Source organism: Streptococcus sobrinus DSM 20742 = ATCC 33478, assembly GCF_000686605.1.
Taxonomy (GTDB): Bacteria; Bacillota; Bacilli; order Lactobacillales; family Streptococcaceae; genus Streptococcus; species Streptococcus sobrinus.
In genome coordinates, this window is the sequence record NZ_JMLC01000010.1 from 53,318 (window position 1) to 65,581 (window position 12,264).

The 12,264-nt window shown below is 43.1% G+C and carries 11 protein-coding genes; 10 read left to right on the forward strand and 1 reads right to left on the reverse strand.

Features of this window, described 5'->3' with window-relative positions:
- Nucleotides 1-254: 254 nt before the first annotated feature.
- The 10 genes from pth to BS63_RS0104965 all read left to right on the forward strand — a co-directional run bounded on the left by pth (nt 255) and on the right by BS63_RS0104965 (nt 11,864).
- Nucleotides 255-824, forward strand: coding sequence for an aminoacyl-tRNA hydrolase (gene pth / locus BS63_RS0104920; RefSeq protein ID WP_019769101.1), 570 nt, complete (start codon nt 255-257; stop codon nt 822-824).
- Complete coding sequence (gene mfd / locus BS63_RS0104925) at nt 817-4,326, forward strand: transcription-repair coupling factor (protein WP_002959949.1); 3,510 nt, start codon at nt 817-819, stop codon at nt 4,324-4,326. Before pth ends, mfd begins: the two co-directional genes overlap by 8 nt.
- 79 nt (nt 4,327-4,405) lie before the next feature.
- Nucleotides 4,406-4,678, forward strand: a complete 273-nt coding sequence (locus tag BS63_RS0104930) for an RNA-binding S4 domain-containing protein (RefSeq protein ID WP_002959951.1) — start codon at nt 4,406-4,408, stop codon at nt 4,676-4,678.
- Nucleotides 4,665-5,039: an FtsB family cell division protein gene (locus BS63_RS0104935; protein WP_002959952.1), complete on the forward strand. Its 375-nt coding sequence runs from the start codon at nt 4,665-4,667 to the stop codon at nt 5,037-5,039. The genes BS63_RS0104930 and BS63_RS0104935 overlap by 14 nt, the downstream gene beginning before the upstream one ends.
- A 2-nt stretch (nt 5,040-5,041) precedes the next feature.
- The gene (locus BS63_RS01000000110910; protein WP_019769099.1) at nt 5,042-5,155 is read left to right on the forward strand and encodes an SP_0009 family protein; all 114 of its coding nucleotides are present in this window, start codon (nt 5,042-5,044) and stop codon (nt 5,153-5,155) included.
- A complete protein-coding gene (locus BS63_RS0104945) occupies nt 5,145-6,443 on the forward strand; it encodes a serine hydrolase (protein ID WP_002959956.1) in 1,299 nt (432 codons plus the stop codon). Before BS63_RS01000000110910 ends, BS63_RS0104945 begins: the two co-directional genes overlap by 11 nt.
- Nucleotides 6,440-7,708 carry a tRNA lysidine(34) synthetase TilS gene (gene tilS, locus BS63_RS0104950; protein ID WP_002959957.1) on the forward strand — a complete coding sequence of 423 codons (1,269 nt, stop codon included), beginning with the start codon at nt 6,440-6,442 and terminating at the stop codon, nt 7,706-7,708. The genes BS63_RS0104945 and tilS overlap by 4 nt, the downstream gene beginning before the upstream one ends.
- Nucleotides 7,705-8,256, forward strand: a complete 552-nt coding sequence (hpt, locus tag BS63_RS0104955) for a hypoxanthine phosphoribosyltransferase (protein WP_002959958.1) — start codon at nt 7,705-7,707, stop codon at nt 8,254-8,256. Before tilS ends, hpt begins: the two co-directional genes overlap by 4 nt.
- 18 nt (nt 8,257-8,274) lie before the next feature.
- Nucleotides 8,275-10,272 carry an ATP-dependent zinc metalloprotease FtsH gene (gene ftsH, locus BS63_RS0104960; protein ID WP_019771350.1) on the forward strand — a complete coding sequence of 666 codons (1,998 nt, stop codon included), beginning with the start codon at nt 8,275-8,277 and terminating at the stop codon, nt 10,270-10,272.
- A 203-nt stretch (nt 10,273-10,475) separates the two neighbouring features.
- Nucleotides 10,476-11,864, forward strand: coding sequence for an amino acid permease (locus BS63_RS0104965; RefSeq protein ID WP_002959961.1), 1,389 nt, complete (start codon nt 10,476-10,478; stop codon nt 11,862-11,864).
- Between the two features lie 112 nt (nt 11,865-11,976).
- Here BS63_RS0104965 and BS63_RS01000000110915 read toward each other — a convergent pair.
- The coding region (locus BS63_RS01000000110915) for an IS30 family transposase (RefSeq protein WP_032798556.1) at nt 11,977-12,264 on the reverse strand (288 nt) is incomplete at its 5' end.

Here is a 12,264-nt window from a genome sequence, read left to right on the forward strand (position 1 = left end):
AAACTTGAAATTGTTTCCAAGTTGAAAACTTTTGTTTTGGGTTAATCTGTAAACGAAGTGAGCCAAATCTGATATTTTCGTTGTAGTGGTATTATCAGTGATACTGACAGTGTCACTGATAACGGGATTTTTGAAACTTTAGGTTCAAAAATTAGGAATGAAACTTCAAAGGAGTTTGCTTCCGTCCGCACTACCTAAGAAAATATCAAAAATTAGATTTTGAAGTTTGATGAGCATGGAATGGGAAAAATAAGATGACAAAATTGATTGTTGGTCTGGGAAATCCAGGCTCAAAATATGATAAAACCAAGCATAATATCGGCTTTATGGCCATTGATGAGATTACAAAAAATCTGGATGTAACCTTTAGCGAGGATAAAAATTTCAAGGCCCTGGTTGGCTCCAGCTTTCTTAATGACGAGAAGGTTTATTTCGTTAAGCCCTTGACTTTTATGAATGAGAGTGGTCAGGCTGTCCAGGCCCTTTTGACCTACTTCAATATTGCTATTGCGGACCTATTGGTCATCTACGATGACTTGGATATGGCTGTTGGTAAGATTCGTTTCCGGCAGAAAGGGTCAGCTGGTGGTCACAATGGTATCAAGTCCATTATCAAGCATATTGGTAGTCAGGAATTTGACCGTATCAAGGTTGGTATCGGCCGGCCCAAGCCTGGTAGCAAGGTGGTCCATCATGTCCTGTCTACCTTTAGTCAGGATGACTATGCGACAATTTTAGCCTCTCTGGAACGAGTGGCTGCTGCTGTTAACTTTTATTTGGAGTCTGACGATTTTGAACAGACCATGCAAAAATACAATGGATAAGACACTTTTACAACTTTTTAATCAAAATAAACAACTGCAAGAATGGCAGGATAAGACAGGTCTCTTAGGACGCCAACTGGTCATGGGACTCAGCGGTGCCAGTAAGAGTTTGGCGATTGCGGGGAACTTTTTAGCCAATCAAGGTAAGTTAGTCATTCTGACAGCCAGTCAAAATGAAGCTGAAAATCTGGCTAGCGATCTCGTGGGACTTGTGGGTGATGACCAAGTCTATCAATTCTTTGCGGATGATATTGTCGGGGCAGAGTTTATTGTTGCTTCGCAGGAAAAATCCCTCTCTCGGGTGGAGAGTCTTAATTTTTTGCTGGATGAGAGAAAATCTGGTATTTTGGTGACCAGTCTTTTGGGAGCCAGGGTCCTTTTGCCCAATCCCCAGGACTATGCCAGCTTTGTTTTGACCTTTAACCTGGGTCAGGATTATGACCTGTCTGGTCTGGCTAAGACCTTGACCAGTTTGGGCTATAAGAAGGTCTCCCAGGTGCTCTCACTGGGCGAATTTAGTCAGCGGGGAGATATTCTCGACATCTACGATGGCAAGACAGACCAGGCCTACCGCTTGGAATTCTTCGGGGATGAGTTAGATAGTTTGCGGACTTTTGACCCTGAGAGTCAAAAGTCGCTGGAAAATCTAGAGAGCTTCACCCTAAGCCCTGTTGATGAGGCCGTTTTGACGCAGGAGAATCGGCGACTTGCCCTGGCTAAGTTAGAGGTGGAACTGGAGCGTGTTCAAAATGACCAGCACAAGGACTATCTGGAAGGGCTCTATACGACTCTGGCCGATGGCCATCGCCATCAAGATTTTAAGAAGTTTTTGTCTTATTTTTATGACAGAACTTACAGTCTCTTGGATTATTTGCCCCAAGGGACGCCAATATTTTTTGATGATTTTCAAAAGTTAACCGACCGCAATGCCAAGTTAAATCTGGAGATTACCAACTACCTGACCGAAAATTTGCAGCAGGCTAAGGCCGTCTCCAACCAGGTCTATTTTGCTGATATTTTTCAGGACTTACGCAATTATCAACCCGCCAGCTTCTTTTCTAATTTCCACAAGGGTCTGGGTAATATTCGCTTCCAGAAGATCTACAATTTCACCCAGTATGCTATGCAGGAATTTTTCAATCAAATTCCTCTATTGGTGGATGAAATCAACCGTTACCTCAAGACTAGGGCGACTGTTATCTTGCAGGCTGACTCGCAAGCTAAGCTGGAAAAGTTGCAAGCAGATCTGCGGGAATACGCTTGTGACCTGCCCATAGTAGCTGCTGATGAGTTAGAGCAGGGAATGGCTCAGCTGACCCAGGGTAATCTGACCAACGGCTTTTACTTTGCTGACCAAAAGCTGGTCTTGATTACAGAAAAAGAAATTTTCCACAAGACCCCCAAACGGCGGATTCGCCGGCAAAATATTAGCAATGCCGAGCGACTCAAGGACTACAATGAGCTACAAAAGGGCGATTATGTGGTCCACAATGTCCATGGTATCGGGCGTTTTCTGGGAATTGAAACCATCGAAATCAAGGGCGTGCATAGAGACTATCTGACCGTCCAGTATCAAAATGATGACAGGATTTCCATCCCTGTTGAGCAGATTGAATTGCTGTCCAAATATATGGCCAGTGATGGTAAAGAGCCCAAAATCAATAAGCTCAATGATGGCCGCTTCCAAAAGGCCAAGCAGAAGGTCTCCAAGCAGGTTGAAGATATTGCTGATGACCTCCTCAAGCTCTATGCCGAACGCAGTCAGCTCAAGGGCTTTGCCTTCTCAGCCGATGACGACAATCAGAGGGAATTTGAGGAAGACTTTGCCTACGTTGAAACCGATGACCAAGTCCGCTCCATCAAGGAGGTCAAGGCTGACATGGAATCCGATAAACCCATGGATCGGCTCTTGGTTGGTGATGTCGGCTTTGGGAAGACCGAGGTGGCCATGCGGGGAGCCTTCAAGGCAGTCAATGATGGCAAGCAGGTCGCTGTCCTAGTGCCGACAACCGTTCTGGCCCAGCAGCACTACAATAATTTCAAGGAACGCTTTGAAAATTATGCCGTCCAAGTCGGTATCCTCAGTCGCTTCCAGACCAAAAAGGAGCAAACGGAAACCCTGACTGCTCTGAGTAAGGGACAAATTGACATTATTATCGGGACCCACCGCCTACTCTCTAAGGATGTGGAATTTTTGGATTTAGGACTGATTGTCATTGATGAGGAGCAACGCTTCGGGGTTAAGCATAAGGAAAAGCTCAAGGAACTCAAGAAAAAATCCGATGTATTGACTCTGACGGCCACGCCCATTCCTCGGACCTTACATATGTCCATGCTGGGGATTCGGGATTTGTCAGTCATCGAAACGCCTCCGACCAATCGTTATCCAGTTCAGACCTATGTTTTAGAAACCAATCCTGGTATGATTCGCGAGGCTATCATTCGGGAAATTGACCGAGGCGGACAAGCTTTTTATGTCTATAATCGAGTGGAAACTATTGACCGCAAGGCCATGGAGTTGCAGGAATTAGTTCCTGAAGCTAATATTGGTATCGTTCACGGTCAGATGAGCGAAATCCAGCTGGAAAACACCCTCTTTGACTTCCTAGATGGGGTCTATGACGTCCTAGTAGCAACAACCATCATTGAGACAGGGATTGACATGCCCAATGTCAACACCCTCTTTGTGGAAAATGCTGACTGGATGGGTCTCTCGACCCTCTATCAATTGCGGGGCCGGGTTGGCCGTAGTAATCGGATTGCCTATGCCTACCTTATGTATCAGCCTGATAAGGTCTTGAGTGAGGCTTCCGAGAAAAGGTTGGATGCCATCAAAGGCTTTACCGAGCTGGGGTCAGGCTTCAAAATTGCCATGCGGGATCTCTCTATCCGTGGGGCTGGCAATATTCTGGGGGCCTCCCAGAGTGGCTTTATTGACTCGGTTGGTTTTGAACTCTATTCACAAATGTTGCAAGAAGCCATCCAGCACAAACAAGGCCAAAGTCAGGTCCGCCAGAAGGGCAATGCTGAAATCAATCTTGGAATTGACGCCTACCTTCCTAATGACTACATCGATGATGAGCGCCAAAAAATCGAAATCTACAAGCGAATTCGGGAAATTTCCTCCCAGGAAGATTACCAAAACCTGCAGTCTGAGTTAATTGACCGCTTTGGCGACTATCCCGACCAGGTGGCCTACCTGTTAGAAATCGGTCTGGTCAAGTCTTATCTGGATGCTGTCTTTGTTCAACTAGCTGAGAAGAAGCAGGAGGAAGTGACCATCCGTTTTGAAAAGGTCAGCCAAAATCTCTTTTTGACCCAGGACTATTTTGAAGCCCTGTCGGCAACCAATCTCAAAGCTAGAATTGGTGAGCATCAAGGTCAAATCGAAGTTATTTTTGATGGCCGCCGAAAAAAGGACTACGAAATTTTAGAAGAGTTAAGCAAATTTGGCCAGCAATTCTCGGAAATCAAGGATCGAAAAGCTAGCCAAAAGGCATAAAGTCCTGCGTTTTTTAGAAATTCATGATAAAATAAGGAAAATTATAAACACAGAAATTCTCTTAAATTCTGGAGGAAAGATGCGATTAGATAAGTATTTAAAGGTCTCTCGGATTATTAAACGCCGTCCAGTCGCCAAGGAAGTGGCTGATAAGGGGCGGATTAAGGTCAACGGTATCTTGGCTAAATCATCGACAGACTTGAAGCTCAATGATGAGATTGAGATTCGCTTTGGCAACAAGCTCTTGACGGTGCGCGTGCTAGAAATGAAGGACAGCACCAAGAAAGATGATGCCCAAAAAATGTATGAAATTCTTAATGAAAAAAGGATAAAGGCAGATGAGCAAGAGTGATAAGGTTGTTCAGTTAAACAACGACTATATCAAGGAAACCAATTTAACCAAGCGCTACGAAGAAGAGGAAGCCCGCAAACGCCATCGTTTTATGGGCTGGACCCTGATTTTTGTCATTCTACTTTTTATTTTGCCAACCTACAATTTGGTTTCCAGCTATCGGGATTTGCAAAGCAAAAAGGCCGAAATCGTTAAACTGAAGGCAAATTACAAGGAGACCAAGGCAGAGACCAGTAAGGAAGAACAATTAGCCAAACAGCTCAAGGACGATGAGTTTGTCCAAAAGTATGCCAGGGCTAAGTACCATTACTCCAACTCAGGCGAAGTGACCTTTATTATTCCTGAACTGGTTCCCCAATAATTATGGAAAATTTGATTGAGACAATTGAAAAATTTTTGGCTTACTCCGATGAAAAGCTGGAGGAGCTCCACCAAAAAAATCAATCCTTAAAGGAGGAGGATCCTCATGAGGATTAAGCCAGGCAATGAGACAGTAAAACTCTTTGCCTTTTTGGTTTTACTGCAAGTCTTTTTGGTTGCCTTTCCTATGGACAAGGGGAGTCGACAGAAAAACGAGTCTTCTAGCAAAAATTTTTCCTACATGTACTTTGCTAAACTGCCACAAAATCCTAATGTTTACAAGACAGTCACAACTTATTCTGACCCAGCTCTCTCTAAGAAAGCCGGCCGGCTTCAACCTAACTCAAAAATTAGCCTCAAGAAAATCATGGCTAATAAAAAGGGGATTCCTGTTTTTCAGTTGGCCAATGGCAACTATGCTAAGGCTAGTTTTCAGGACTTCTATGATGACCGAGTTTTGACGACGCAGAAGCTTGAGAAACCTAAGGAATATTGGACTTCTGATTCAGTCAAGGTTTATCAGCATCCCTATGTTTCTGGACAGGCCCCTAAAAAAAACAGCTTGAGAGCCTATAGTAAAATTCAGGTCAGCCAGCAGGCGACAACCCATCATGGCAAGTATTTTTACGTCAAAGACCAGGGGTGGTTGGATGAGAAGACCCTGACGCAGAAGGATGTTCGAATTGAAAAGGTCCAAGAACTTCTTAAACAGAAATACGACAACAGCAGTAAGTATAGTATTTATGTCAAAGAGCTTGACAATGGCAAGGAAGCGCAAATTAATGCAGACAAGGTTATGTATTCAGCTAGTGTCAGCAAATTGCCCTTGCTCTACTATGTTCAAGACCAATTGAATAAAGGCAAGATAACAGGCTCCCAAAACCTAACCTACACTGCAGCTGTCAATAGTTTCAAGGATGCCTACAAAACTGAAGGTAGTGGCACGATGAGCAAGACTGCCGACAATAAGAAATATAGCATCAGTGATTTAGAGAGCCATGTTACTCAGTTTTCTGATAATGTTGCAACAAACATCCTGGGTTACTATGTGGCCCATCAGTATGATAAGGACTTCCAAAAGGCCATAAAATCAGCTATTGGCGAGAAGTGGGACATGAAGAGCCGGAAGGTTTCAGCTAAGACTGCGGGCAAGATGATGGAAGCTATTTATAAGCAAAATGGTGATATCACTAACTATCTATCGTCAACAGATTATGATAATCAGCGAATTTCTAAGAATATCTCAGTTAAGGTAGCCCACAAGATTGGCGATGCCTATGACTACCGTCACGATGTGGCCATTGTTTATGGAGATACTCCCTTTATCCTTTCTGTATTTACGGAAAATGCCAGCTACGAAGACATTACAGCCATTGCCGATGATGTCTATAGAATATTAAAATGAAGATGCAGAAAATTTTACAAGAAATCCAAAAACATGAATATTTTGCCCAACATGACAAGGTTTTAGTAGCTGTTTCTGGTGGAGTGGATTCAATGAATTTACTCCTTTTCTTGCAGGCTCATCAAGAAGACTTAGCTATACAGATTGGTTTGGCCCATGTCAATCATAAGCAGCGCCAAGAGTCGGAGATTGAAGAGGCTTATCTGAGAAAATGGGCTCAGGATCATCAAGTCCCATTTTATTTAGCCCATTTTTCTGGAAACTTCTCAGAAAAAACTGCCAGAGAGTTTCGCTACGATTTTTTCAAAAGAGTTATGGAAGAAGAAGGCTATACAGCCTTGGTGACTGCCCATCATGCTGATGACCAGGCTGAAACTATTTTTATGCGACTCTTGCGAGGCAGTCGTCTCAGACATCTGGTGGGAATGCAGCCTGTGAAAAGTTTTGGCCCTGGCCAACTGATTCGCCCTTTTTTAAAAATTGAAAAGAAGGATTTGCCAGATATTTTTCACTTCGAGGATGAGAGCAACCAGAGTGATACTTATCTGCGCAATCGCATTCGGCACCACTATTTGCCAAGCTTATCCCAGGAGAACCCTAAGTTTTCTGCTGCCCTAAGAGAGCTGGGCAAGGAAACAGACTACTTACTGATGGCCCTGAGCGATTTGACGGCTGACATAGAGGAAAACAATCTGCAAAGTTTCCGCAAACAAAGTCCTGCCGTCCAGTATTATTTGCTCCAAAATTATCTGGAGGATTTTCCAGATTTATCGCTGACTAGGGCACAGTTTGAGAGCCTTCTAAAAAAAATTGGCCAGGCCAGTCCAGAAGATAGCTACCTGAAAGCAGGCTACTATCTTCACCTCCAAAAAGATCAATTTTACTTGGATAAAATCGGTCCTCGGACGGATAGCGTTTTCCCTGCGCAAGTGTTAAAATATGGCAATATCGTCAGTTTTGGTCAAACCAGCTTTGAATTTGGACAGACTGGTGAGATTGCCATGACCAGTCTGGAGCCTGTTACCCTTCGTCCGAGACAGGCTGGTGACAGTATTGATTTCGGTAGTTTTCACAAGAAAATCCGTCGTCTTTTTATCGACGAAAAAATTCCCACTCAAGAACGTTCTCAGGCTATTGTAGCTGAGCAGAATGATCAAATTATTTTTGTCTTAGTCGGAGGACACTTATATTTGAGAAAAGAATCTCAGTGTGTTACAATTAAAGCTAAATTGTGTATAAAAACTAGAAAAAATGGTGACCTATGACCCTGGATAGTGATATTGAAAAAGTCCTTTATTCTGCTGAAGAAATAGCAACCAAGGCCGAAGAACTTGGTCAACAACTGACTAAAGATTACGAGGGAAAAAATCCTCTCCTGGTCGGTGTTTTAAAAGGGGCAGTCCCCTTTATGGCAGAGTTGATTAAACATATCGATACGCATATTGAAATCGACTTTATGGTTGTGTCATCCTACCAAGGTGGTACCAAAAGTAGCGGTGAAGTCAAAATTCTGAAAGATGTCGATACCAATATTGAAGGTCGTGATGTCATCTTTGTTGAGGACATTATTGATACAGGTCGTACCCTCTTGTATTTGCGAGATATGTTTAAGTATCGTCAAGCTAAGTCCGTCAAAATTGCAACGCTTTTTGATAAACCAGAAGGTCGGGTTGTTGATATTGATGCTGACTATGTCTGTTATGACGTTCCCAATGAATTCGTCGTAGGTTTCGGTCTGGATTATGCTGAAAAATATCGCAACCTTCCTTACGTCGGTGTTCTCAAGGAAGAGTTTTATAAAACAAGCAATTAGAAAGATATTTGTTAGTCAATGAATAATAAAAATAGAAATGGTCTCGTCAAAAATGGCTATATCTATCTCGTTTTAATCGTTCTTGCCGTAACAGCGGCTAACTTTTGGTTGCGAGGAGATTCTGGTCAGACACGCGAAGTTGGTTATTCAACTTTAGTCAAAGAAATTAAATCTGGTGATGTTAAGTCTGTTACCTATCAGCCAAGCGGTAGTGTTGTTAAGGTAACAGGAGACTATGCCAAAGCTAAAAAGACATCATCCAGTAATTCCAGCTTTAATCTTTTGAATACCTCTGGTTCGGAAAAAGTAACTAAATTTACATCGGTTATTCTCCCTAGTGATAGTTCGATGGAACAGTTGCAAACGGCAGCCGATGAGTCAAAGACTAAGATTAAGGTTATTCCTGAAAGTTCCAGTGGGACAATTATGTCCTATGTCTTTAGCCTCTTTGTTCCTTTGGTTATCATGGGACTACTTTTCTACTTCATGATGAACCAAGGCGGTGGCGGCGGCGCCCGGGGTGCCATGAGTTTTGGACGCAACAAAGCTAAGGCTGCCAGCAAGGATGATATCAAGGTTCGTTTTTCTGATGTTGCTGGTGCAGAAGAGGAAAAACAAGAGCTAGTTGAAGTTGTTGATTTTCTGAAAAATCCTAAAAAATATCGGTCATTGGGGGCTCGTATTCCAACTGGTGTTCTTCTTGAAGGCCCTCCCGGAACTGGTAAAACTCTCCTAGCTAAGGCCGTTGCTGGTGAAGCAGGTGTTCCTTTCTTCAGCATTTCGGGATCTGACTTCGTTGAAATGTTTGTTGGGGTTGGGGCTAGTCGTGTTCGTTCCCTCTTTGAAGATGCCAAGAAGGCTGAACGAGCTTTGATTTTCATTGATGAAATTGATGCTGTTGGTCGTCGTCGCGGTGCCGGAATGGGTGGCGGAAATGACGAACGCGAACAAACCCTCAACCAGCTTTTAGTTGAAATGGATGGCTTTGAAGGTAACGAAAGCATTATCGTGATTGCGGCAACCAACCGTAGCGATGTTCTTGACCCAGCTCTTCTTCGCCCAGGACGCTTTGACCGTAAGGTCCTCGTTGGTCGTCCTGATGTCAAAGGGCGTGAAGCTATTCTCAAGGTTCATTCAAAAAATAAACCACTCAAGGATGATGTTGACCTCAAGGTTATTGCTCAACAAACCCCAGGTTTTGTTGGGGCTGACCTTGAAAACGTCTTGAATGAAGCTGCTCTGGTTGCAGCCCGCCGTAATAAGACCAAGATTGATGCCAGCGATATTGATGAAGCTGAAGACCGTGTTATTGCTGGACCTTCTAAGAAAGACAAGAAGGTTTCTGAAAAAGAACGGCAAATTGTGGCCTTCCACGAGGCTGGTCATACCATTGTCGGTCTGGTTCTATCAAGTGCCCGCGATGTCCACAAGGTAACGATTGTCCCCCGTGGCCGTGCCGGTGGTTATATGATTTCCCTGCCTAAGGAAGATCAAAACCTCCTGTCTAAGGATGAGTTGAAAGAACAATTAGCTGGTCTCATGGGTGGTCGTGTCGCTGAAGAAATCATCTTCAATGTTCAAACCTCAGGAGCTTCCAATGACTTTGAACAAGCCACTGCTCTGGCTCGGGCCATGGTAGCTGAGTACGGTATGAGTGATAAGCTTGGCCCTGTTCAGTATGAAGGCAACCATGCCATGAACCCTGGACAAATGCCAGGCGATAAGTCTTATTCTAGTCAAACAGCCGTTCTGATTGACGAAGAAGTTCGCCAACTCTTGAATGAAGCTCGTAATAAGGCTGCAGATGTTATCAATTCAAACCGTGAAACCCACAAGTTGATTGCAGAAGCCCTACTCAAATACGAAACCTTGGATGCTGCTCAAATCAAGTCTATCTACGAAACAGGTAAGATGCCTGAAGAAGACCTAGACCAATCAGAAAAAGAAAATCATGCTCTTTCTTACGATGAAGTAAAGGAAAAGATGTCTGAAACTGATAACAAGAGCGAAAACTAAAGTAAGAAAAAGGGGTGCTAAGCTCCTTTTTTGTAGACTCTATTGAATGACAAGATTGAGAGAGAACTTAGCTGCGTCTCTCTTTTTCTTTTGTCCTTAGGACTCCCTGCAGTGAGACTAAGCGCTTCCTTTGGCTCAAAAGTATTTACAATCAATTTTCCCTATGATAAACTTACAATTGTAGAAAATTCAAGGAGAGATAAGTGAATATTTTTCGAAAAAAAGATCCTCGTCAGATCAAAACAGAAATGGCTCGAAGTTTAGGGGTAGCTGACCTCGTATTTCTTGGTCTCGGGTCAATGGTAGGGACTGGTATCTTTACCATTACGGGGATCGGTGCTGCTAACTATGCTGGACCTAGTTTGGTCATTTCCATTGTTATTGCTGCAATTGCAGTGGGAATTTCGGCCCTCTTTTATGCAGAGTTTGCTTCTCGCTTACCAGCTAATGGTGGTGCTTATAGCTATACCTATGCTACCTTGGGAGAATTTCCAGCTTGGATGGTTGGCTGGATGATTATTATGGAATTCTTGATTGCTATCTCCAGTGTGGCTTCAGGATGGGGAACCTACCTCAAGGGACTTTTGGCCAATTTCAATATTACTCTACCAACGGCCCTAAATGGGACATTTGATCCAAACAAGGGAACCTATATTGATTTGCTACCAGTTTTAGTAATGGTGGCTGTGACAGCCTTGGTTTTGATGAATTCTAAGTCTGTTTTACGCTTTAATAGTTTTTTGGTTATCTTGAAATTCTCAGCTCTGGCTCTTTTTATTATAACTGGCCTCTTCTTTATTAAAACAGCTAACTGGTCTAACTTTATGCCTTATGGTATCGGTCAATTCTATGGGGGCAAAACAGGGATGATTGCTGGGGCTTCAATTATGTTCTTTGCCTTTCTTGGTTTTGAATCTCTGTCAATGACAGTTGATGAGGCTAAGGAGCCCCATAAAACTGTTCCACGGGGCATTACCCTATCTTTGATTATTGTGACGATTCTTTATGTTGTCGTTACCCTAGTTTTGACAGGAATTGTCCATTACACTAAGTTAGGTGTTGCCGATGCGGTTGCTTTTGCCCTGCGTCATGTTGGTCTGTCTTGGGCAGCCAATTACGTTTCCACGGTTGCCATTTTGACGCTAATCACGGTTTGTATCTCAATGACTTATGCCCTATCTCGTACAGTTTATAGTATCAGCCGAGATGGTCTCTTGCCAAAAGTATTTCGGCATATTTCAAAAAAATCGAAGATTCCCGATAATGCTACGGTGTTGGTAGGTTTCTTTGCCATTATTTTTGCAGGTATCGTTCCTCTGAATGCCTTGGCAGAGTTTGTCAATATCTGTACCTTGGCTTACCTGATTGTTCTTGCAGTAGCCCTGATTAAATTGCGTCGGGATAAGGGGAAAACAGAAGCGGATCAATTTAAAACCCCTCTTGTTCCTTTCTTGCCCATTATCTCAATCGTCATTTGTTTATCACTAATGAGTCAATTCATGATAGTTACTTGGATTGCTTTTGGTGTAGCTGTTATCATTGGTATTCTTATTTATGTTCTATACGGCTACAGTAACTCAACGATTGATTAATAAATCAGTACCACCCAGGTTGTTAAATCTGGGTATTTTTAATCTCCAAAAAAAGTCCCGAATTGTCAAGTTAAGTGCAACAGTTGTTATCTGATACCAAGTTGAAGAGGGACTAGGCTGTTTGATAGTTGAGTAGTCTTCTTGGTCTTTGATTGATAGCTAAGGTCGCCTTAGCTAAATCCTCAGCTGTGAGAGTCTTGAGCGACTTACCTTTAGGAACGAACTCTCTAAGTAAGCCGTTGAAGTTCTCATTTGTCCCACGTTCGTATGAGGAGTAAGCATGGGCATAGTAAACCTGAACACCTTCTAATTCATTCAAGGAAGCGAACTCAGAACCATTATCAGCTGTAATGGATTTGATGGGATACTGCTGAATAAGCTCAGCTACCGCCTCGTTAAC